This window comes from Saccharopolyspora montiporae, from assembly GCF_015209505.1.
Lineage (GTDB): Bacteria > Actinomycetota > Actinomycetes > Mycobacteriales > Pseudonocardiaceae > Saccharopolyspora > Saccharopolyspora montiporae.
The window spans coordinates 60,025-78,962 of sequence record NZ_JADEYC010000009.1; the positions used below are offsets into that span (position 1 = coordinate 60,025).

Consider the following 18,938-nt stretch of genomic DNA (forward strand, 5'->3'; position numbering starts at 1 on the left):
GCGCCCGCACACCGACGGCGCGCGGTCCCTCTCATGCCCGCAGCCGCCCCATCGCCCGGGTGCCCACGATCGCCCCGACGAGCCCGAACAGCACCGTCACGGCGAATCCCAGCAGCACGGCCGGGTGGGCGAGTTCGCCGGAGAACAGCACCCGCTGCCCCTCGACGACGTGCGCGAGCGGGTTGACCCGCGAGATCGCGAACAGCCACCCGGGGGCGAGCTCCATCGGCAGCATGGCACCCGACGTGATCAGGATCGGCGTGTAGACGATCGAGACCACGCCCCAGAACGCGTAGGAGTTCCGTAGCACGAGCCCGACGGCCAGCGAGACGATCCCCAGCGCCGCGGCCAGCGTGGCCAGCTGCACCAGCGCGATCAGGGCACCCAGCGGTGGGACCTGCAGGCCGAACGGAGCGGTGGCCGCGACGACGATCACCGCTTGGACGGCCACCACGGCGACGATGCGCAGCACGCGCCCGGCCAGCAGCGCGAACCGGTTGACCGGGGTGACGAGCATGCGCTCCAGCGCCCCCGAGGCCCGTTCTTCCTGGAAACCGGCACCGATGAAGGCTCCGGTGGTGAAGACCATGAGCACGAGCATGCCGGGTACGAACCACTGGGCGGTGGAGTGCGCCGGCAGGCCCGGCATGTCGCCGAGGGCGGCGACCAGTGGCCCGAACAGCACGAGCAGCAGCAGCGGATCACCCATCGCCTCGATGTAGGGCCAGGGCGTGCGGAGTTTGGCGCGGATCTCGCGGTTGAAGACGGAACCGGTGGCGGCGAGCAGGCTCATCGTGGCACTCCCGATACGGGCGGTGGGGTTAGTTCTCGCTGTCCCGCAGGCTGCGGCCGGTCAGCGACAGGAAGACGTCGTCCAGCGTCGGCCGCTGGACCCGGGTGCTGCGCAACCGGATGCCCGCGGCGTCCAGCGCGCGTACGACCGCCGGGGTGGCGGTGTCGCCCTCGGCGACGCGGAACCCGACGACATCCCCGTCCGCGGAGACGGCGTGGGCGGTGGGGAGCCGGGCAGCGATCCCGGCCGCGGCCGACGCGTCGGCGGGTTCGACCAGTTCGACGGTGACCAGGTCACCGGACACCTTGGCCTTGAGCTGGTCCTGCGGCCCATCGGCGATGATCCTGCCGTCGTCGATGACGATCACCCGCTCGGCAACGGAGTCGGCCTCGTCGAGGTAATGCGTGGTCAGGAAGATCGTCGTGTCGTCCTCGGCGCGCATGCGGGCGATGTGCTCCCAGAGGTTGGACCGGCTCTGCGGGTCCAACCCGGCCGAGGGCTCGTCCAGGAACAGCAGCTGCGGGCGGTGGACGAGGCCCATCGCGATATCGAGCCGGCGCCGCTGGCCGCCGGAAAGCCGCGCCACGTCCCGGTTCGCCTGCTCGCCGAGCTGCAACTGGTCGAGCAGCTCGGCGCTGCGGGCCCGCGCGCTGCGGCGCGAGATGCCGTAGAAGCGGGCCTGGGTGTAGAGCTCCTCGTGCACGCGCAGGCCGTCGAAGGAGCCGTTTCCCTGGCCGACATGCCCGATCCGCCGGCGCACGGCGACCGGGTCCGCGCCGATATCCCGCCCGGCGACCTCGGCCGTTCCACCGGTCGGCGCCAGCAGGGTGGTGAGCATGCGCAGGGTGGTGCTCTTGCCCGCCCCGTTGGGCCCCAGGAAAGCGACGACCTCCCCGGGTGCCACATCGAGATCGATGCCGCGCACCGCCTCGACGGGTGTGCGGTCGACCCAGAACGTGCGGGCCAGCTGGTGTGCGTGGATCATCCCGACCCCCCGGCGATTTACATTACGTCTCGTATCGGAATATAACTGCTAGCCTGGGCACATGCCAGCCCCGACCGATCGGACGAAGTCCACGACCACCGCGGGCCGACCGCGCGACACGCATATCGACGCGGCCGTGCTGGACGCCGCGCTCGCCCTGCTCGGGGAATCCGGCTACCACCGCTTCAGCATCGAGAACACCGCCCGGCGCGCCGGCACCACCAAACCCGCCGTCTACCGCCGGTGGGCCAGCCGCCAGCAGCTCGTGCTCGCCGTGCTCGCCCGGCAGCTCGGCGAGGTCAGCGCCCCGGACACCGACTGCACGCTGTGCGACATCAGCGAATGCATCAACCTCTACGTGCAGGCGTTCGAGCGGATGCCGCCGGACGTGCTCGGCCCGCTGCTCGCCGACTGCACCGGGTCACCCCGGCTGCGCGACGAGTTCATGTCGACGCTGTTCGACCCTCCCCGCGCGGCGGTCGAGGGCACGCTCGACCGCGCACTCGCGCGCGGCGACCTGCGCACCGATCTCGACCGCCCGCTCACCCTGGACCTGCTCGGCTCGCTCGTGCACTACCGAGCGCTGTTCGGGCACGCCTCCACCAGCGAGCAGGAGGTCGAATCCGCGGTGGAGACCCTGCTGCGTGGCATCGCCACCGACTACCCGAGCCTCCTCGCGCACGCCCGAGCGCAGGACAGCGCCTCGCGGGCGCACCCGTTGCACACCGACTGATCCGACCGACTACGCGTCCGTGCGCTGGGGGGCGTGCCGATCCCCGGCACGGTCAACTCGGCGAAGCCGGGGTGAAGGCGATGGCGTGCACCGCGGCAGCGACTTCGGGCCAGCGCGGGTCGGTCGGCTCGGCGGGAAAACCGAGCAGCGGCGCGAGCCGCTTCCACGCATGCGGGTGAGCGTGCTGGTAAGCGAGCAGGATCCGCTGCGTCTCGGCCGCACCGAGGAACCGGTGCGCGGGCTGCGGCCACCTTTTCGCACCGACGCGCACCTCGATCGCCGGCGCCGCGCGGAGATTGCGATACCAGTCCGGATCGCCACCCCAAGCCGCGATCACGACGACCTCGGGGCCATCCGGGTCGTAGTGCACCGTCTCCACGACGACCTCGCGGCGTGCGCCGGTACGGCGCCCCCGGTGGGCGAGGTAGAGCAGCCGATGCCCGGCCAGGAAGCCGAGGCGAGCACGATAGAGCCAGATCGGCGCGCGCAGCAGCAACCGCAGCAGCCCGCGCGGCTTGTGGTCGGTCAGTGCCACTGATTCCTCCCGCCGCGGCTTTCCACCGAACGCGCCACGCAGTCATCGTGCCGGCGCGGGATCTCGATCTAGCCGACCAACCACCCACTCGCCAGTCCGCGAGCAGGTCGGGAAACACAAAAACGGCGCGGAGCCGCACAGCAAGCGACTACCGCACCGCGGGGGCCAACGGGGACAACCCCCGTATGGACATCGACACCCGGGTAGGATAACCAGCGGCCATCGACCACGAGGCATTGCGTGGAGGTTGGGGGAGCTTACTCGAACACCACCGGAGGGCTGGTCCGTGGGCAGGCCGGGAACACTCCGAACTCGGGAAGCCAACGGAACGCCACCACCGCACCGTGGGGGTCCGCGGGGGCTCGGCCCCCGCGGTCAACACGCGAAACCGAAAAAGACGAGCGCTCTCCGCGAGCGCTCGCCTCCTATTCGGTGGAGCTGAGGGGAATCGAACCCCTGACCTTCTCGATGCGAACGAGACGCGCTACCAACTGCGCTACAGCCCCTCGGTGAGTGCTGACGAAAGCCTAGCAAGGCACTCGATCGGCTTTCACAGCACCCCCCTCCCGCGGCGGGACGGTCATTCGCCGACGGCCTTGCGGTACGGCTGCCAGGTGCGTTCGTCCAGCTCATCGAACATCGGGTCTTCGTCGTCGATGTCCACCGGCACCGCCCGGCCGACCGCTGCCGGGCGCTCGGCCCGCTGCGGCACCCGCCGGTCCGCCTCCTGGGGCCCGGCGAACTCACCGTCCCGGTCGTCCTCGTACTCGTAGCCGTCCTCGTCGTATTCGGCGTACTCGTAGCGGTCCTGCTCGGGCGCATCCGCGAAGTCCTCCCGCTCGCCGTTCATCCGGGCGAGCCTGCGGTTGCGGACCTCTTCCTCGATGCGCACCTGCCTGCGCAGGTAGGTCAGGTAGCCGACCAGCACCAGGTCGGCGAGCGCGTGCAGCCACCACAGCGGGCTCCACGCCACCGCCGCCAGCACCGCGGTGACGACCGCGGCCAGCAGGATGGACAGCACGATGCGCTGCCGCCGGGCGTACTTGGCGCGCGCGGCCAGCGCCGCCGCCTCGGGGTCGAACCCGCCGCGCCCCGGCCGGTAGCGGCGCCCGGCGCGCACGTCGTCGCCGTTGACCGGCCGCCACCCCCCGTCCTGGTCGTACTCCTCGACGGCGTCGTCCCGGTCGGTGTCCGGCATCCCGTCCTCCACCTGGTCGATGGGCCCGGCACCCCGCCCCGGGTGCCGGTCGGTCCCTCGGCGGACCACCCGCGCTGCCAGCGCGGAGTCCTCGGTCCTGGAAACCTCTTGACGGCGACGGGCGAACATCGGCACCAGCACGACCAGCCACGCCACCGCCAGTGCGGCGAAGAGCAACGAACTCGGCATGCCTCGCCACCTCCCCCCTGGCTACTGGCAGCACGGATACGTTCCGCTCACGTCACGTTAGCCACATCCACCACTCCTGTCTCGGAGCCACGCCGTGCCGATTCGGTTGTGCACGAGTGCCCATGATCACACTTTCGCAGCAGCGATCAGGACCATTCGGCCAAACCGGCCCGGACCAGCGCCGCGGCGGCACCGCCCGGGAGCTCCTCGGCGGTGAGCGCGTAGACGTAGTGGTCCCGCCAGGCCCCGGCGACATCCAGGTAGCGCTCGAACAACCCCTCGCGGCGGAATCCCGTCTTCTCCAGCACGCGGATGCTGGCCGCGTTCTCCGGCCGCACCGTGGCCTCCAGCCGGTGCAGCCCGGCCGGGCCGAAGCCGTGGTCCTGGGCGAGGGCCACCGCGGCGGTCGCCACCCCGCCCCCGGCCCGGTCGGCGGCGACCCAGTACCCGATCCACCCGGAGCGCAGCGCGCCGCGGACGATGTTGCCCACCGTCAGCTGACCGGCGAACTCGCCGTCGACGGTGATCGTGAACGGCAGTGCCTGACCGCGCCGGGCCATCCCGCGCAGCGCCGCCCACTGCGCCGGCCAAGCGCCCGGGGTGTTGCGCTCGTTCCAACCGCCGACCGCCGACGGTTCCCACTGCTGCAGGTAGGCGCGATCGCGCAGCCGCGTGCTCGACCAGGCACGGGCGTCGCGCAGCCGCGGCGGGCGCAGCGCCACCCGGCCTCCCGCGGTGCGCAGCGGACCGGGACGCCCCGGCCAGCCCGGATGGCGGGCGGTATGCGGATCCGCGCGGTCGGCAGGCATCGCCGGTCAGGCGCGCTGGGACAGGAACCGCACCTGGACCTGCTCCCCCGCGGCCACCTCCGTCGTGTCCTCGCCGACGACCAGCAGGCAGTTCGCTTCGGCCAGCGAGGCCAGCAGGTGCGACCCCGAGGTGCCCAGCGGCTGGACCAGGTACGAACCGCTGTCCGGATCGCGCAGCAGCTGGCCGCGCAGGAAACCGCGGCGGCCCTCCCGGGACGACACCGGGGAGACCAGTTCCGCGTCGACCGTGCGGCGGTGCGGATTGCCTTTGCCCAGCGCCGCCCGGATCAGCGGCCGCACCAGCGCCTCGAACACGACCAGCGAGCTGACCGGGTTGCCCGGCAGCGCGAACGTCGGGATCTCGTCCGGGCCGAGCCTGCCGAAGCCCTGCACCGATCCGGGATGCATCCGCACCCGGGTCACGTCCAGCTCACCGAGGTCGGCGAGTCCACCGGCGATCCGCTCCCCCGCCGCACCACCGACGCCGCCGGCGATCACCACGATCTCGGACAGCAGCAGCCGGCCCTCGACGACCTCGCGCAGCCGGGCGGGATCGCCGCCGACCACGCCGACTCGGGTGACCTCGGCACCGGCGTCCCGGGCGGCGGCGGCCAGCGCATAGGAGTTCACGTCGTAGACCTGGCCCTGACCCGGGGTGCGGTCCACATCGACCAGCTCGTCGCCCACCGAGATCACCGAGATGCGCGGGCGCGGGTGCACCAGGACCTTGTCCCGGCCGACCGCGGCCAGCAGGCCCACCTGGGCCGAACCGATCGGAGCTCCGCGACGCACCGCGACGTCACCGGTCTGCACGTCCTCGCCGGTGCGGCGGACGAACGCCGCGGACGGCACCGGCCGGTGCACGGTCACCTTGGCCGGGTGCTGGTCGGTGTAGTCCAGCGGCACCACGGCGTCGGCCAGCGTGGGCAGCGGCGCGCCGGTGGCCACCCGCACGGTCTGGCCGGGCTGCAGCCTGCGCGGCTGCCGCGAGGCGACCCCGATCTCGCCGACGATCGGCAGGATCGTCGACTCGTCCACCGCGGTCTGCACATCCACGCTGCGCACCGCGTATCCGTCCACGGCCGCCTGGTCGAACCCGGGCAGCGCCTGTTCGGCGACGACCTCCTCGGCGCACAGCAAGCCCTGCGCCTCGGATATCGCGACGCGGACCGGCGCGGGGCGCACGGCGGCCGTGAGCACGCGCGCGAGTTGCTCGTCCACTGACCTCATGGGTGTCGCCCTCCCCGCGGGCCGGGCCGCACGCACCGGCGCGGCCTCAGCTCCTGCCAATCCGCTCCACGAGCCAGTCCCGCAGGTCCGGCCCGATCTCGGAATCCTTCAGCGCGAAGTCCACCGCAGCTTTCAGGAATCCGCCAGGATTTCCCAAGTCGTGTCGCACACCGCTGTGCACGACCACGTGCACCGGGTGATCTTCGGAGATCAGCAACGCTACGGCATCCGTCAGCTGCAGCTCGCCTCCGGCACCCGGATCGATCCGCCGCAACGCGTCGAACACGGCGCGGTCGAGCAGGTAGCGGCCCGCGGCGGCCAGCCGGGACGGCGCCCGGTCCGGAGCGGGCTTCTCCACCATGCCGCGCACCCGCTTGACGTCGTTCTCGTCGGTGTCGTCGACGTCGAAGATCCCGTAGGAGGACACGCTGTCGGCGGGCACGTCGAACGCGCACAGCACACTGCCGCCGAACCTGCGACGGGTCTCGGCCATCCGGCCGAGCACCCCGTGCGGCAGCACCAGGTCATCGGGCAGCAGCACGGCGACCGCGTCATCGGTGGGGGCGAGGTTGGGTTCGGCGCAGCCGACGGCATGGCCGAGGCCCAGCGCGCGCTCCTGCAGCGCGATCTCGGCGTTGATCAGGTCCGGGCCGCGCCGGACCTTGTCCAGCAGCCGGTCCTTGCCGCGCTCGGCCAGCGTGCTCTCCAGTTCGGGCTGGTGCTGGAAGTACTCGGCCACCGACCGCTTGTCCGGCGACGTCACCACGACCAGCCGCTCGGCACCGGCCTCGGCGGCCTCCTCGGCGACCAGTTCGATGCCCGGAGTGTCGACCACCGGGAGCAACTCCTTGGGCACCGCCTTGGTCGTCGGCAGGAACCTGGTCCCCAGGCCGGCGGCAGGCACGATTGCGGTGCGGAACGCTGGCGACGTGCTCGTCGGGCTGCTCATGCGCGCGAGCCTATCGGGGAACCCTAGGGTGAACCCGTGAGCACTTCCGAACCGATTCGCACGACCAAGGACGGCTGGCGGCGTGAACTGCTGGGACAGCGCCGCGCGCTGAGCACGACCACCCTGTCGACCGAAGCGGCGGCGCTGCTGCGCGGTGTCCGGGACCTCGTCGAGCAGCGCGGGACCGGCACGGTCGCGGCCTACGTCCCGGTCGGACCGGAGCCGGGATCCGCGCAGCTGCCGCAGGTGCTGCACGAGGCGGGCTGCGCGGTGCTGCTGCCGGTCGTGGACGGCAGGCAGCCGCTGGACTGGGCCCGCTACACCGGGCCCGAATCGCTGCGCGAGGCCCGGATGGGGCTGCTCGAACCGGCCGGTGAGCGGCTCGGGCAGCACGCGATCGGCACCGCGGACCTGGTGCTGGTGCCCGCGCTGGGCGTGGACCGGCGGGGCGTGCGGCTGGGGCGCGGCGCGGGCTACTACGACCGCTCGCTGCCCAGCGCGGCCGCCGGGGTCGAGCTGGTGGCCGTGGTGCGCGACGCCGAGTTCGTCGAGGAGCTGCCCGGCGAGGAGCACGACGTGCGGATGACCGCGGTGCTGACCCCGCAGGCCGGGTTCGCACCGCTGCCCGCCGCTGCGCGGTGACCACCGGCCACCGCGCTGTGACGTAGGAGTGTTTGCACCGGACACCTGTTGTCCCGCATCATTGATTTGGCACTCGTGTAGTTCGAGTGCCAAGTACGAGACGTCGGAGGTTCACGGCCGTGCCCACTTACCAGTACGCCTGCACCGAGTGCGATCACCGATTCGAGACGGTGCAGTCGTTCAGCGAGGACTCGCTGACCGAGTGCCCCGAGTGCACCGGCCGCCTCCGCAAGCTGTTCAACGCCGTGGGCATCGTGTTCAAGGGCAGCGGTTTCTACCGCACCGACAACCGCTCCGGCAGCTCCACGAGCAGCTCCGGCGGCTCGTCCTCGTCCGGGTCCGAGTCCTCCGGATCGTCCGGTTCCGAGTCCGGCTCCTCGTCGCCCTCGTCCGACTCCTCCTCGTCGAGCACCGCGGGCTCGTCGAGCTCCGCGTCCTCGTCCGGCTCGTCGAGCACCTCGACGACCGCTGCCGCCGCTTCCTGAGCCGCCCTCTCCCCTGACCCGCCGGTCAGCACGACCGGCGGGTTTTCGCATGTCCCGAGCCGGTGCCACCCGCACGAACGCTCACCCGCGTCCTCGCTCCGGATCCTCGCCGTTACGCTCCGTTGCGGGCCACCGGGCGGTGGCGGACGGTGACACCGAGAGAGGCGGAGAAGACGTGCTCAAGGGCTTCAAGGACTTCCTGATGCGCGGCAACGTGATCGACCTGGCGGTCGCCGTCGTGGTCGGGAGCGCGTTCACGGCACTGGTCACGACGTTCACCAGCAGCATCATCGAGCCGTTCATCGCGGCCACCGGCGGCAGCGAGGTGACCGGACTGGCCATCACGCTGCAGGACGGCAACCTGCGCTCGGTCATCGACTTCGCCGCGGTGATCAACGCGGTGATCACCTTCCTGCTCACCGCCGGTGTCGTCTACTTCCTGTTCGTCGCGCCGATGCAGAAGCTGCAGAACATGCGCAAGACGACCGAGGAAGCCGAGCCCACCGACGTGGAGCTGCTGCAGGAGATCCGCGATCTGCTGCGCAAGCAGCAGGGGCTCGACGAGGCCACGACCGCGGACGCGGCGAGTGTCACCGTGGAGGCGGAGGCCACCGACCGGGTCGGCAACGGCCAGCAGAACTAGCGGGACCGTTCCGGCGCGGTGTCGTCAGGAACCGTGGTGCGGCGGGGTGTTCTCCCGGTACCAGCGGCCGGGATCGGCGGGACGCTCATGCTCGGGCGCGTCGTCGGAGGTGTTCTCCGGCAGCACGTCGCCGAACACCTCGGCGAGCCTGCGCCGCCTGCGCAGCCGCTCCTGCTCGTCCCGCACGTCCTCATCGCTCACCCCTCCATCCTCGCGCGCCGCACCGCACTGCGGTGGCGCAGGACCGGCGGAGCGGACGAATCGCCTGGTCAGCACGCTCGTGAATTCGGTTACAGTTGATGGTGGTGGGGTTGGCGTGCAACCCCCGCGGTTTGGCGGACGCGAGCCACTGGAGGGCAACGATGAGTTTCCTGGACAAGGCCAAGGATCTGGCCAACCAGGCCAAGGGCAAGGCCGAAGAATTGGCGGACAAGCACGGCCCCACCGCGGCCAAGGGTGTCGACGCCGCGAAGTCGCAGCTGGACAAGGCGACCGGTGGCAAGTACCACGACAAGATCGAGGGCGTGAACAGCAAGGTGCAGGACGCGCTCAACCGCGATCAGCAGAACGGCGAACCGGGCCGCGACGGCGACAAGGGCGGACCCGAGGACAAGGACCGCAACGACGGCGGATCCGACGGCACGGGGCCGAAGTCGTCCTGATCCGGCCGGATCAGCAGCGCCCGGACCGGGCCAAACCGCGGCAGCGACGGCGCCGACCGCCGCGCACCCGGTTCTGACAGCGAGAACGCCGGTGGCATCCGCGTGGATGCCACCGGCGTTCTGCTGAACAGCGACCCGCTAGGCGCTTTCCAGTCCGGACAGCTGCTCGATGACGTGCGCGACCAGCGGTGTCAGCGTGGCCATCCCGTCCCGCACCGCGGAGCGGGTGTTGGCCAGGTTGACCACCAGGGTGCTGCCGGACACGCCGACCAGTCCCCGGGACACCCCGGCGTCCACCGCGCCCGCGGCCAGCCCGGAGGCGCGCAGCGCTTCCGCGACCCCGGGAATCGGGCGATCCAGCACACCGGCGGTGGCGTCCGGGGTGACGTCGCGCGGCGAGACGCCGGTCCCGCCGACCGTGATCACCACGTCCACCCCGCCGATCACGGCCGTGTTCAGCGCATTGCGGATCTCGACCGTCTCCCCGGCCACCGCGACCGTGCCGTCGACGATGAAACCGGCTTCCTCCAGCAATTCGGTCACCAACGGCCCGATGCCGTCGTCCTGCTCACCCTGGGCGACCCGGTCGTCGACGACGACCACCAGTGCCCGGCCCAACCGCTGCGCGCTGCGTTCCATGCCGGTAACGGTAGTGGCAAGCGAAGCCGGGGTCAGGTCGTGTAAGCCGGTGGGGTTTTCGCCCGGCTTGATCAACCGGGGCATGGTCGGTGTGGTGTCGGACATCGTTTCCTCCAGCTCCCCCGGCGATCGCCGCGCGGGATGCGGTGTACCCGGCGGGGACGCCACGACCACCCGCGTGGCGGCCCGCCGCGTGGACTGCTGCTGCGGAACTCACTCGCCCTTGAGCGTCACGTCGACCGTCCGCTCGGCATCCCCGGCACCGATGGTCAGCGTCACGCGCTCACCGGGAGCGTGCGAGCGGACCGCGGCCACCAGGGCATCGGCGTCCTGGATCGGTCGGTCGTCGATCTTGGTGATCAGGTCGCGTTCGCGGACACCGGCTTCCTCGGCGGCTCCACGGGGCATGACGTCGACCACGAACGCACCGGGCTGCGGGCCGTCGGTGATCCGGACGCCCAGCTCGGTCTGCCTGGCGTGCCCGGTCTCCATGAGCTCCTTGGCGGTGCGCCACGCCTGGTCGATCGGGATGGAGAACCCGAGCCCGACCGAACCGGCCTGGTCCTGCTGCGCGCCTCCCGGGCTGTAGATGGCCGAGTTGATGCCCACCACGCGGCCGTCCATGTCCACCAGCGGACCACCGGAGTTGCCCGGGTTGATCGCGGCGTCGGTCTGCAGCGCGTTGAGCACGCTGGCCTGCGCCCCGCTCTCCCCGCCCGCGCGCACCGGGCGGTCCTTGGCGCTGATGATCCCGCTGGTGACGGTGCCGGACAGGCCGAACGGGGAACCGATCGCCACCACCGGCGCACCCACCGGGAGGTCGTCGCTGCGGCCGAGCTCGACCGGGGTGAGGCCGTTGATGTCGGCCTTGACCACGGCGAGATCGGAATTCGGGTCGGTGCCCACCAGCCGCACCGGCGCGGAGCGGTTGTCGTGGAACATCGCGCGCAGCTGCCCGCGAGCGCTCTCCTCGGCCACGTGGTTGTTGGTGAGGATGTAGCCGTCCTCGCTGATCACCATGCCGGAGCCCTCACCGGAGGCGCCCTGCAGCTGCACGACGCTGGGCAGCACCTTGTCCGCGACCTGCTGCACGGTGCCTTCCGGGGCGTTGCTGGTGCTGCGCGCCGGCCGCGTGTCGTCCAGCGAGCTCACGCCCGGGGCCTGATCACCTATCATCCGGTACCCGACGAACGAACCGATGCCGCCGCCGATCAACGCGGCCACCAGGGCGAGCACGGTCATCCCGGCGAACAGGCCACCGCGACCACGTCCCTGCTGCGGCACCGGCTGCGCGCCGGTGTAACCGGGTTGCCAGGGCTGCTGCCCGGAGAACTGCTGCTGCCCCTGGTCGAACTGCCGGCGCTGGTCGAACTGCTGCGTCGGGTACGGCTGGTGCTGCCACGGCTGCGGACCGGGCTGCGCCGAACCGGAGGACTGCGCCGAACCCGGTTGCGCGCCCGGGTGTTCCGAGCCGGGCTGCGAACCCGGCTGCTGCGAACCGGGGTGCGCGGCGGCACCGCCCTCCTGGTGCGGCGCCGGGCCGCCGGAGGGCGGCTGCTGCTCACCCGGCTGGTCGCCTGCGGATCCTGAGGGGTGGTCGCTCATATTTCCAGGATGCGATACGGGGCTGAGAGTCGCCTGAGATCAGCCTGAGGTGTCATTGCCATTGCGCTCGCGGTTTCCGACGACCGGACGGCCGCCCGACGACTGCGGACCGCCCAGCGGAGCGGACCGCGCGCCGGCGGCATCAGCGCAGCCGGGCGGCGATCTGCTCCGGAGTCGCGTCGTTGATCCACACTGCCATACCTGATTCCGAACCCGCCAGGTATTTCAACCTGTCCGCGGTGCGCTGCACGGAGAACACCTCCATCCGCAACCAGGCCGCGTCCCGCCCGGTGTGCACCGGGGCCTGGTGCCAGCCCGCCACGTACGGCAGCCGCCGGTCGTAGAGGCGGTCCAGCCTGCGCAGCACGTCGAGGTAGGTGGCGGCGAAGTCGTCGCGCTCCGGACCGGTGAGCGCCGGGATGTCCGGCACCTGCCGGTGCGGCACCACGTGCACCTCCACCGGCCAGCGCGCCGCGGCCGGCACGTAGGCGGTCCAGTGCTCGGATTCGACCAGGACCCGTTGCCCGCCGGCTCGTTCGGCGGCGAGCACGTCGCCCTGCACCGGGGTTCCGCGTTCCCGCAGGTAACGCTCGGCGGTGGCGAGCTCCTTGGCGGTGCGCGGGGTGACGAACGGGTAGGCGTAGATCTGGCCGTGCGGGTGGTGCAGCGTGACGCCGATCTCCTCGCCCCGGTTCTCGAAGCAGAAGACCTGCTCGACGCCCGGCAATCCGGCCAGCTCCGCGGTCCGGTCCGCCCACGCGTCGACCACCAGCCGCGCCTTGTCCTGGCTCAGCTGCGCGAACGAGGAGTCGTGGTCGGAGGTGAAGCAGACGACCTCGCACTGCCCGCGCGCCGGTCCGGCCGGCACCTGCTCGATGCCGTCGACGGTCCCGTCGAAACCCGGGATGTGCTGCGCGAACGACGGGAACTGGTTGCCGAAGACCACCACGTCGTAGTCGGATTCCGGGATCTCGGTGGGATGTCCCGGCCTGCTCGGGCACAGCGGGCACTGGTCGGCCGGCGGCTTGTACGTGCGCGCCTGGCGGTGCGCGGCGATGGCGACCCAGTCCCCGGAGAGCGGATCCCGCCGGATCTCGGAAGCCGGGGCCTGCGGCGGCAGATCGCGCGTGTCCACCGCGGTGCGGGTGCGGTCCGGATCGGCGTCGAAGTAGATGATCTCCCGGCCGTCGGCCAGGTGCCCGACCGTGCGCTTCACGGCACCTCCTCCTGCCGCGCGCCGTCCTCGGCGGTCGCGGCCAGTTCGAGTTCCACGCGGTCCCCGAGCCACTGCCGGGCCCCTTCCGGGGGGCCGTCGTCGGTGATCAGCAGGTCCACCTCGTCGAAGTCGACGATGGTGGAAATGCCCACTGTGGACCACTTGGAGCTGTCGGCCAGCACGACCAGCCGTCCGGCCGCCTGCGCCAGCGCCCGGTTGGTCTCGCCCTCGTTCAGGTTGGGCGTGGTGCAGCCGGCGCGTTGGGCCATGCCGTGCACGCCGAGGAAGACCACATCCAGGTGCAGGGTGCGCAGCGCCTGGAGCGCAACCGGCCCGACCAGGGCGTCCGACGGGGTGCGCACCCCGCCGGTGAGCACGACGGTGCGGTCGGTCCGGGACCGCTGCTGCAGGGCGTCGGCGACGCGCACCGAGTTGGTGACCGCGGTGAGATCGGCCACGTCATCCAGCTGCCGGGCCAGGGTGTGCGTCGTCGTGCCCGCGGACAGGCCGATCGCCGTGCCGGGCCGCACCTGCTCGGCGGCCACGCGGCAGATGGCCTCCTTCTCCCGGAGCTGGCGCGCGGATTTCGCGTCGAAACCGGGTTCGTCGGTGCTGCGGCCCAGCGCCGAGGTCGCCCCGCCGTAGACCTTGTCCACGTCCCCGCGCCGCGCGAGCACGTCGAGGTCGCGGCGGATGGTCATGTCCGACACGCCCAACCGGGCGACCAGATCGCTGACCTGCACCGCGCCGGTCCGGCGGATCTCGTCCAGGATCACTTCCTGGCGTTGCCGCGCGAGCACCGCACCTCCGTCCCGCGTCCGCCCGGTTCGCAGGACGCGGATCCATCCGGGACGCAGATCCGTCCCAGGCACAGATCCATCCAGGGCACCGATCCGTCCAGAACGCGGACGACACATCAACCCAACAGAAAACAACAGTACCCGAACAGCTCACCGGCGCGCGACGCGCGTCTGCCCGGTCATCACCCGGACGTGCTGTTCATTGCTGTTCGGTTTCCGCGTCTTCGTCCTGCTCCGATGGCCCCGCGGTGCCGTCCTGCTCGTCCTCCGCCGCAGCGCCCGGCTGCTGACCGGGCAGCGACATGTGCAGCAACGCGCCGCCCTCCGGCGCCGGGCCGGCCCACACGGTGCCGCCGTGCCGCTCGGCCACCTGCTTGACGATGGACAGCCCCAGCCCCGAACCGGGCAGCGTGCGCGCGTCCGAGGAGCGGTAGAAGCGCTCGAACACGTACGGCAGATCCGCCTGCGAGATCCCCGGGCCCGCATCGGCCACTTCGAGCACCGCGAAGCCGTCCTGGTCCGGGTGCAGGTCGACCCGCACCGTGGCGGAATCCGGACTCCACTTGGCCGCGTTGTCCAGCAGGTTCAGCACCGCGCGCTCCAGCGCCGTGGCATCGCCGAGCATCTCCCACGACCGCACCCGCACGTCGAAGGTGATCCGCGGCGACCGCCGCTGCGCGCGGCTCAGCGCCCGCTCGACGACGTCCACCAGCTCCAGCGGCTCGTGCACGGCCTGCGGGGTGTCCTCCCTGGCCAGTTCCACCAGGTCCCCGACCAACGCGGACAACTCGTTCACCTGGCCCTGCACGTCGGCGAACATCTCGGCGCGGTCCTCATCGGACAGCGTCGGCGCGTCCGGCCGGGCGGAGGCCATCAACAGCTCCAAGTTGGTGCGCAACGAGGTCAGCGGGGTGCGCAGTTCGTGCCCGGCATCGGCGACCAACCGGCGCTGGCGCTCCTGGGACTCGGCCAGCGCACTGAGCATGCCGTTGAAACTGGTGGTCAGCCGGGCCAGTTCGTCGTCGCCGCTGACCGGGATGGGCCGCAGGTCACCGGTTCTGGCCACCCGCTCGGTGGCCGCGGTGAGCCGCTGCACCGGACGCAGCCCGGCCCGCGCGACCGCGGTGCCCGCCGCCGCGGCCAGCAGGATGCCCGCCCCGCCCATCACGACCAGCACCACGCTCAGTTGCGCCAGGGTCTGCTGGGTCGGGCGCAGCGAGGTGGACATCACCAGCGCGGCGTCCTCACCGGTGGGCACCGCCACGACGCGGCTGTTCGTCCGCTGGTCGGTGCGCAGCGACCGCGGGACCTCGCCCTTGGCCACGGACAGCTCCAGGTAGCTGGACGGCGGCCGGTCGATAGGGCCGATCTCACTGCCGTCGGCGGAGACCACGCTGATCTTGAAGTTGGCCGCCGCGTAGAACGCGACCGGCACCTGCTGCAGGTCGGGCGTCTGCACCAGCGGACCTTGCGCGGCGTCCACCGCCCGATCCGTGAGGTCGTCGTCGACCTGCTGATACAGGCTGTCGTTGACGGTCAGGAAGGCCGCCACGGATACCAGTGCCACGGCACCGGCGACGCAGATCGCGGCCAGCCAGGTCACGCGGTTGCGCAGCGGGACGCGTTGGAACCGGCTCTCCTTCGGGCGGTCGGCCGGCGCGTCCGGCGGGGGTGGTGCGGGAAGGTTCACGGCGGGGTCTCGCGCAGCACGTATCCGACTCCCCGGACGGTGTGGATCAGCCGGGGTTCACCTTCGGCCTCGGTCTTGCGCCGCAGGTAGCCGACGTAGACCTCCAGCGCGTTCCCCGAGGTCGGGAAATCGTAGCCCCACACGTCCTCCAGCAACCGGCTGCGGGTCAGCACCTGCTTGGGGTGCGCCATCAGCAGTTCCAACAGCGAGAACTCGGTGCGGGTGAGGCTGATCGGGCGCTCGCCGCGGCGGACCTCGCGGGTACCGGGGTCCAGCTCCAGATCGGCGAAGCGCAGCGCGGCCGGTTCGGCTTCCGCACCGGGCTCCGGCTGGCCGGTGCGTCGCAGCAGGGCGCGCAACCGGGCCAGCAGCTCTTCCAGCGCGAAGGGTTTGGGCAGGTAGTCGTCCGCCCCGGCGTCCAGCCCGGCGACCCGGTCGGACACGGCGTCCCGCGCGGTCAGCACCAGAATGGGCAGGTCGTCGCCGGTGCCGCGCAACCTGCGTGCGACTTCCAGCCCGTCCAGCCGCGGCATCATCACGTCGAGGACCATCGCGTCGGGCCGGTTGTCCGAGAGCCAGTCCAGGGCTTGCTGACCGTCCGCGGCGAGCTCGACCTGGTACCCGTTGAACTGCAAGGATCTCCGCAGCGACTCCCGCACGGCACGATCGTCGTCGACGACGAGGATGCGCATGCCGACAGTCTTACTCTTCGTCCTGAGAGGCGGCTGAGAACCGGGTTCGCGCCGGCGCGCGGCGGCCCGCCCGCGGGGGCGGGCCGCCGCGGGCTCAGCGGGTGCGGCCCCCGTAGCGGCGGCGGAACTTCTCCACCCGGCCCTGCGTGTCGAGCACCCGCTGGTTGCCGGTCCAGAACGGGTGCGAGTAGGCGGTCACGTCGATGGTGATGAGCGGGTAGGAGTTGCCGTCCTCCCACTCCACGTAGGTCTCCGAGGTCGCGGTGGACCGGGTCAGGAACCGGTCGCCGGTGCCCCGATCTTGATACACGACCGGGTGGTACTCGGGATGGATGTCCGGTTTCACCTTCACTCCCTGGTTGCGCTGGGGACGGTTGCTCCCCGTCCAGCTACCCGGCGAACGGGGCACGTATTTAACGAAAACGGTTTTCATTGCACGATAGCACCGGCGGCGTCCCGACCCCCTCCCGGGCGGGAACCGCCGCACGGCACGATGGTCCGAATGACCACCGTCGAGAACGCGGGGCAGCCCGCTCAGCCATCGCCCATCGCAGACCTGTACGAGACGATCGAGCGCAGGCGCGACGTGCGCGCGGAGTTCGACGGCCGACCGATCCCGGACGACGTGCTGCGCAGGGTGCTCACCGCCGCGCACAGCGCACCCAGCGTCGGGCTGAGCCAGCCCTGGGACTTCGTGCTGGTGCGCGACGAGGCGACCCGCCGCGGCTTCCGCGAGCACGTGCTCGCCGAGCGCAGCGTGTTCGCCGCCTCACTGGACGGTGAACGGGCGGAGACGTTCAGCCGGATCAAGGTCGAGGGCATCGTCGAATCCAGCCTGGGGCTCGCCGTCACCTACGACCCGGACCGGGGATCACCGCAGGTGCTGGGCAGGCACGCCATCGCCGACGCCGGGCTGTACTCGGTGTGCCTGGCCATCCAGAACCTGTGGCTGTCCGCGACCGCAGAGGGGCTCGGTGTGGGCTGGGTCAGCTTCTACCGGGAGGAGTTCCTGCGCAGGCTGCTGCACATCCCGTCCGGCGTGCGGCCGGTCGCCTGGCTGTGCCTCGGCACGGTGCGCGCGCTGGCCGACACGCCCGATCTGGAACGGCACGGCTGGCGCAGCCGGATGCCGCTGGAGGACGTCGTGCACCACGAACGCTACGGCGGCAGCTCGCCGCGATGACCCGGCCACCGCACCGGAAGCACGGCGGACGGGGCGAATCCGACTCGGGAGCCGACGCTTTCGAGTACACTGTGGACAGACCGGAGACCGGAGACCGGAGACCGGAGACCGGAGGAGCACCGTCCGCGCCGAGAAGCGAGTGCTCCTGGTGGTACGCACCCGCGCCGCGCTCGACCGGTTGCTGGACGTGCTACCGGTGCTGGCCGATGACCTGCGGATCGAGACCTGGTTCACCGTGGTGCCGGGGTCGGAGTTCGCCGGCGGGCTGGTCGAAGAGCTCCACCGGATCGGCGCGCTGGTCGTGGACTGGGTGTCGGTCGAGCCCCGCGAGTTCACCTTCGCGGTGGCGGCGAGCGAGAAGGGCCCGCTGACGGAGCTGGGCATCCCGCTGCTCGTGCTGCCGCACGGTGCGGGCCCGCACAAGCACGCGGCGACCGGATCCGGTGTGAGCGGCGAGATCGCCGGGCTCGCCCGCGATGAGCTGGTCGCCGATGGTGCGCTGGTCCCGGACGTGGTCGGGCTCGGCCATCCCGACCACCTCGACCTGCTGCGCGCCCGATGCCCGGAAGCCGTCGCCCGTGCCGAGGTCATCGGGGATCCCTGCCTGGACCGGTTGCAGGCGAGCCTGCCGGGGCGCTCGGCATACCGCCACGCGCTGGGCGTCGCGAACGAGCGCCTGGTCCTGGTCGCCTCCACTTGGGGGCCGGAGTCGCTGTTCGGACGGCACGGAAAGCTGCCCGCCGACCTCGTCGCGGCGTTGCCGGACGACCACCGGGTCGCCGCGGCACTGCACCCCAACGTGTGGACGCGGCACGGGCACCTGAACCTGGGCCATTGGACCCGGTCCGCGCGCACCGGCGGGCTCCTGCTGGCCGAACCGCTCGGCGGCTGGCAGGCGGCGCTGGTGGCCGCGGATGTCGTGGTGTCCGACCACGGTTCACTGGCGATGTATGCCGCTGCACTGGGAAAACCGTTGCTGTTGGCGGCTTTCGGTCGATCCGAGGTGGTGGCCGGTTCGCGGATGGCCGAGCTGGGCGCCCGGGCCGACCACCTGCTGCCCGGCGAGCCGCTGCGCGAGCGCATCGCCGCCGCGACCTCGGTCCCCGAGCACGCGAAGCTGATCGAGAACACCTTCGCGCCAAGCGGTTTCGCTCGGTTGCGTCGTGTCCTGCACCGGGAGTTGGGCCTCCCGGAACCGTCGTGGCCCGCCGCGCCACCGCCGGTGTCCGCGCGCCCGTGGGTCGACGGGTTCCGCTGAGC

22 protein-coding genes, 1 tRNA gene and 1 pseudogene are annotated in these 18,938 nt (G+C 71.7%); 7 read left to right on the forward strand and 17 right to left on the reverse strand.

Annotation, left to right across the window (positions count from 1 at the left end):
* Nucleotides 1-31 precede the first annotated feature (31 nt).
* Together IQ251_RS05610 and IQ251_RS05615 are read right to left on the reverse strand one after the other, a co-directional pair.
* Entirely contained in the window at nucleotides 32-793 is a 762-nt protein-coding gene (locus IQ251_RS05610) for an ABC transporter permease (protein ID WP_193927374.1), read from the reverse strand.
* Nucleotides 794-821: 28 nt separating this feature from the next.
* On the reverse strand, nucleotides 822-1,778 hold the full coding sequence (locus IQ251_RS05615) for an ATP-binding cassette domain-containing protein (RefSeq protein WP_193927375.1): 957 nt from the start codon (nucleotides 1,776-1,778) through the stop codon (nucleotides 822-824).
* Between the two features lie 61 nt (nucleotides 1,779-1,839).
* Here IQ251_RS05615 and IQ251_RS05620 point away from each other — a divergent pair, with 61 nt between their 5' ends.
* On the forward strand, nucleotides 1,840-2,511 hold the full coding sequence (locus tag IQ251_RS05620) for a TetR/AcrR family transcriptional regulator (protein WP_193927376.1): 672 nt from the start codon (nucleotides 1,840-1,842) through the stop codon (nucleotides 2,509-2,511).
* 52 nt (nucleotides 2,512-2,563) lie between these two features.
* On the opposite strand, the gene IQ251_RS05625 is transcribed toward IQ251_RS05620, so the two are convergent.
* The 6 genes from IQ251_RS05625 to IQ251_RS05650 all read right to left on the reverse strand — a co-directional run bounded on the left by IQ251_RS05625 (nucleotide 2,564) and on the right by IQ251_RS05650 (nucleotide 7,421).
* Nucleotides 2,564-3,046, reverse strand: a complete 483-nt coding sequence (locus tag IQ251_RS05625) for a nitroreductase family deazaflavin-dependent oxidoreductase (protein WP_193927377.1) — start codon at nucleotides 3,044-3,046, stop codon at nucleotides 2,564-2,566.
* A gap of 433 nt (nucleotides 3,047-3,479) precedes the next feature.
* Nucleotides 3,480-3,552: transfer RNA gene (locus tag IQ251_RS05630), tRNA-Ala, on the reverse strand.
* 74 nt (nucleotides 3,553-3,626) lie between these two features.
* The gene (sepX, locus tag IQ251_RS05635; protein WP_193927378.1) at nucleotides 3,627-4,433 is read right to left on the reverse strand and encodes a divisome protein SepX/GlpR; all 807 of its coding nucleotides are present in this window, start codon (nucleotides 4,431-4,433) and stop codon (nucleotides 3,627-3,629) included.
* A 146-nt stretch (nucleotides 4,434-4,579) separates the two neighbouring features.
* On the reverse strand, nucleotides 4,580-5,242 hold the full coding sequence (locus tag IQ251_RS05640) for a GNAT family N-acetyltransferase (RefSeq protein WP_193927379.1): 663 nt from the start codon (nucleotides 5,240-5,242) through the stop codon (nucleotides 4,580-4,582).
* Nucleotides 5,243-5,248: 6 nt separating this feature from the next.
* Nucleotides 5,249-6,472 (reverse strand): molybdotransferase-like divisome protein Glp, encoded by a 1,224-nt coding sequence (gene glp, locus IQ251_RS05645; protein ID WP_193927380.1) that lies wholly within the window; start codon nucleotides 6,470-6,472, stop codon nucleotides 5,249-5,251.
* Nucleotides 6,473-6,518: 46 nt separating this feature from the next.
* A complete protein-coding gene (locus IQ251_RS05650; RefSeq protein ID WP_193927381.1) occupies nucleotides 6,519-7,421 on the reverse strand; it encodes a UTP--glucose-1-phosphate uridylyltransferase in 903 nt (300 codons plus the stop codon).
* A 36-nt stretch (nucleotides 7,422-7,457) separates the two neighbouring features.
* Here IQ251_RS05650 and IQ251_RS05655 point away from each other — a divergent pair, with 36 nt between their 5' ends.
* Entirely contained in the window at nucleotides 7,458-8,063 is a 606-nt protein-coding gene (locus IQ251_RS05655) for a 5-formyltetrahydrofolate cyclo-ligase (RefSeq protein WP_193927382.1), read from the forward strand.
* 119 nt (nucleotides 8,064-8,182) lie between these two features.
* Nucleotides 8,183-8,323: pseudogene (locus tag IQ251_RS20220) on the forward strand (FmdB family zinc ribbon protein); the annotation flags it as partial.
* Between the two features lie 14 nt (nucleotides 8,324-8,337).
* Here the strand turns inward: IQ251_RS20220 and IQ251_RS20225 are convergent.
* Nucleotides 8,338-8,520, reverse strand: coding sequence for a hypothetical protein (locus IQ251_RS20225; protein WP_370591240.1), 183 nt, complete (start codon nucleotides 8,518-8,520; stop codon nucleotides 8,338-8,340).
* Nucleotides 8,521-8,723: 203 nt separating this feature from the next.
* Here IQ251_RS20225 and mscL point away from each other — a divergent pair, with 203 nt between their 5' ends.
* Nucleotides 8,724-9,191, forward strand: a complete 468-nt coding sequence (gene mscL, locus IQ251_RS05665) for a large conductance mechanosensitive channel protein MscL (protein ID WP_193927384.1) — start codon at nucleotides 8,724-8,726, stop codon at nucleotides 9,189-9,191.
* A 24-nt stretch (nucleotides 9,192-9,215) separates the two neighbouring features.
* Here the strand turns inward: mscL and IQ251_RS05670 are convergent, their stop codons facing one another.
* Complete coding sequence (locus tag IQ251_RS05670; protein WP_193927385.1) at nucleotides 9,216-9,392, reverse strand: hypothetical protein; 177 nt, start codon at nucleotides 9,390-9,392, stop codon at nucleotides 9,216-9,218.
* 161 nt (nucleotides 9,393-9,553) lie between these two features.
* On the opposite strand from IQ251_RS05670, the gene IQ251_RS05675 reads away from it, so the two are divergent.
* The gene (locus tag IQ251_RS05675) at nucleotides 9,554-9,853 is read left to right on the forward strand and encodes an antitoxin (protein ID WP_193927386.1); all 300 of its coding nucleotides are present in this window, start codon (nucleotides 9,554-9,556) and stop codon (nucleotides 9,851-9,853) included.
* A gap of 138 nt (nucleotides 9,854-9,991) precedes the next feature.
* On the opposite strand, the gene IQ251_RS05680 is transcribed toward IQ251_RS05675, so the two are convergent.
* The 7 genes from IQ251_RS05680 to IQ251_RS05710 form a co-directional block, all read right to left on the reverse strand.
* Entirely contained in the window at nucleotides 9,992-10,492 is a 501-nt protein-coding gene (locus IQ251_RS05680; RefSeq protein ID WP_193927387.1) for a MogA/MoaB family molybdenum cofactor biosynthesis protein, read from the reverse strand.
* 213 nt (nucleotides 10,493-10,705) lie between these two features.
* The gene (locus IQ251_RS05685; protein ID WP_193927388.1) at nucleotides 10,706-12,097 is read right to left on the reverse strand and encodes a S1C family serine protease; all 1,392 of its coding nucleotides are present in this window, start codon (nucleotides 12,095-12,097) and stop codon (nucleotides 10,706-10,708) included.
* 142 nt (nucleotides 12,098-12,239) lie between these two features.
* Nucleotides 12,240-13,313, reverse strand: coding sequence for a galactose-1-phosphate uridylyltransferase (gene galT, locus IQ251_RS05690; protein WP_193927389.1), 1,074 nt, complete (start codon nucleotides 13,311-13,313; stop codon nucleotides 12,240-12,242).
* Nucleotides 13,310-14,113, reverse strand: coding sequence for a DeoR/GlpR family DNA-binding transcription regulator (locus IQ251_RS05695; protein ID WP_193927390.1), 804 nt, complete (start codon nucleotides 14,111-14,113; stop codon nucleotides 13,310-13,312). The genes galT and IQ251_RS05695 overlap by 4 nt, the downstream gene beginning before the upstream one ends.
* Nucleotides 14,114-14,312: 199 nt before the next feature.
* A complete protein-coding gene (locus IQ251_RS05700; RefSeq protein ID WP_193927391.1) occupies nucleotides 14,313-15,803 on the reverse strand; it encodes a HAMP domain-containing sensor histidine kinase in 1,491 nt (496 codons plus the stop codon).
* The gene (locus IQ251_RS05705; protein ID WP_193927392.1) at nucleotides 15,800-16,495 is read right to left on the reverse strand and encodes a response regulator transcription factor; all 696 of its coding nucleotides are present in this window, start codon (nucleotides 16,493-16,495) and stop codon (nucleotides 15,800-15,802) included. The genes IQ251_RS05700 and IQ251_RS05705 overlap by 4 nt, the downstream gene beginning before the upstream one ends.
* A gap of 94 nt (nucleotides 16,496-16,589) precedes the next feature.
* The gene (locus IQ251_RS05710; protein WP_193927393.1) at nucleotides 16,590-16,841 is read right to left on the reverse strand and encodes a type B 50S ribosomal protein L31; all 252 of its coding nucleotides are present in this window, start codon (nucleotides 16,839-16,841) and stop codon (nucleotides 16,590-16,592) included.
* A 156-nt stretch (nucleotides 16,842-16,997) separates the two neighbouring features.
* On the opposite strand from IQ251_RS05710, the gene bluB reads away from it, so the two are divergent.
* Nucleotides 16,998-17,678 carry a 5,6-dimethylbenzimidazole synthase gene (bluB, locus tag IQ251_RS05715; RefSeq protein WP_228046195.1) on the forward strand — a complete coding sequence of 227 codons (681 nt, stop codon included), beginning with the start codon at nucleotides 16,998-17,000 and terminating at the stop codon, nucleotides 17,676-17,678.
* 148 nt (nucleotides 17,679-17,826) lie between these two features.
* The gene (locus IQ251_RS05720; protein WP_370591224.1) at nucleotides 17,827-18,936 is read left to right on the forward strand and encodes a hypothetical protein; all 1,110 of its coding nucleotides are present in this window, start codon (nucleotides 17,827-17,829) and stop codon (nucleotides 18,934-18,936) included.
* Nucleotides 18,937-18,938: the final 2 nt, after the last annotated feature.

Excerpts from the sequence above, each read along its gene's own strand:
- IQ251_RS05650 (WP_193927381.1), bottom strand. The coding sequence starts at position 7,421 with ATGAGCAGCCCGACGAGCACGTCGCCAGCGTTCCGCACCGCAATCGTG.
- IQ251_RS05640 (WP_193927379.1), bottom strand. The coding sequence starts at position 5,242 with ATGCCTGCCGACCGCGCGGATCCGCATACCGCCCGCCATCCGGGCTGG.
- IQ251_RS05610 (WP_193927374.1), bottom strand. The coding sequence starts at position 793 with ATGAGCCTGCTCGCCGCCACCGGTTCCGTCTTCAACCGCGAGATCCGC.
- IQ251_RS05620 (WP_193927376.1), top strand. The coding sequence starts at position 1,840 with ATGCCAGCCCCGACCGATCGGACGAAGTCCACGACCACCGCGGGCCGA.
- IQ251_RS05680 (WP_193927387.1), bottom strand. The coding sequence starts at position 10,492 with ATGGAACGCAGCGCGCAGCGGTTGGGCCGGGCACTGGTGGTCGTCGTC.
- glp (WP_193927380.1), bottom strand. The coding sequence starts at position 6,472 with ATGAGGTCAGTGGACGAGCAACTCGCGCGCGTGCTCACGGCCGCCGTG.
- bluB (WP_228046195.1), top strand. The coding sequence starts at position 16,998 with ATGACCACCGTCGAGAACGCGGGGCAGCCCGCTCAGCCATCGCCCATC.
- IQ251_RS05685 (WP_193927388.1), bottom strand. The coding sequence starts at position 12,097 with ATGAGCGACCACCCCTCAGGATCCGCAGGCGACCAGCCGGGTGAGCAG.
- IQ251_RS05675 (WP_193927386.1), top strand. The coding sequence starts at position 9,554 with ATGAGTTTCCTGGACAAGGCCAAGGATCTGGCCAACCAGGCCAAGGGC.
- sepX (WP_193927378.1), bottom strand. The coding sequence starts at position 4,433 with ATGCCGAGTTCGTTGCTCTTCGCCGCACTGGCGGTGGCGTGGCTGGTC.
- IQ251_RS05705 (WP_193927392.1), bottom strand. The coding sequence starts at position 16,495 with ATGCGCATCCTCGTCGTCGACGACGATCGTGCCGTGCGGGAGTCGCTG.
- IQ251_RS05615 (WP_193927375.1), bottom strand. The coding sequence starts at position 1,778 with ATGATCCACGCACACCAGCTGGCCCGCACGTTCTGGGTCGACCGCACA.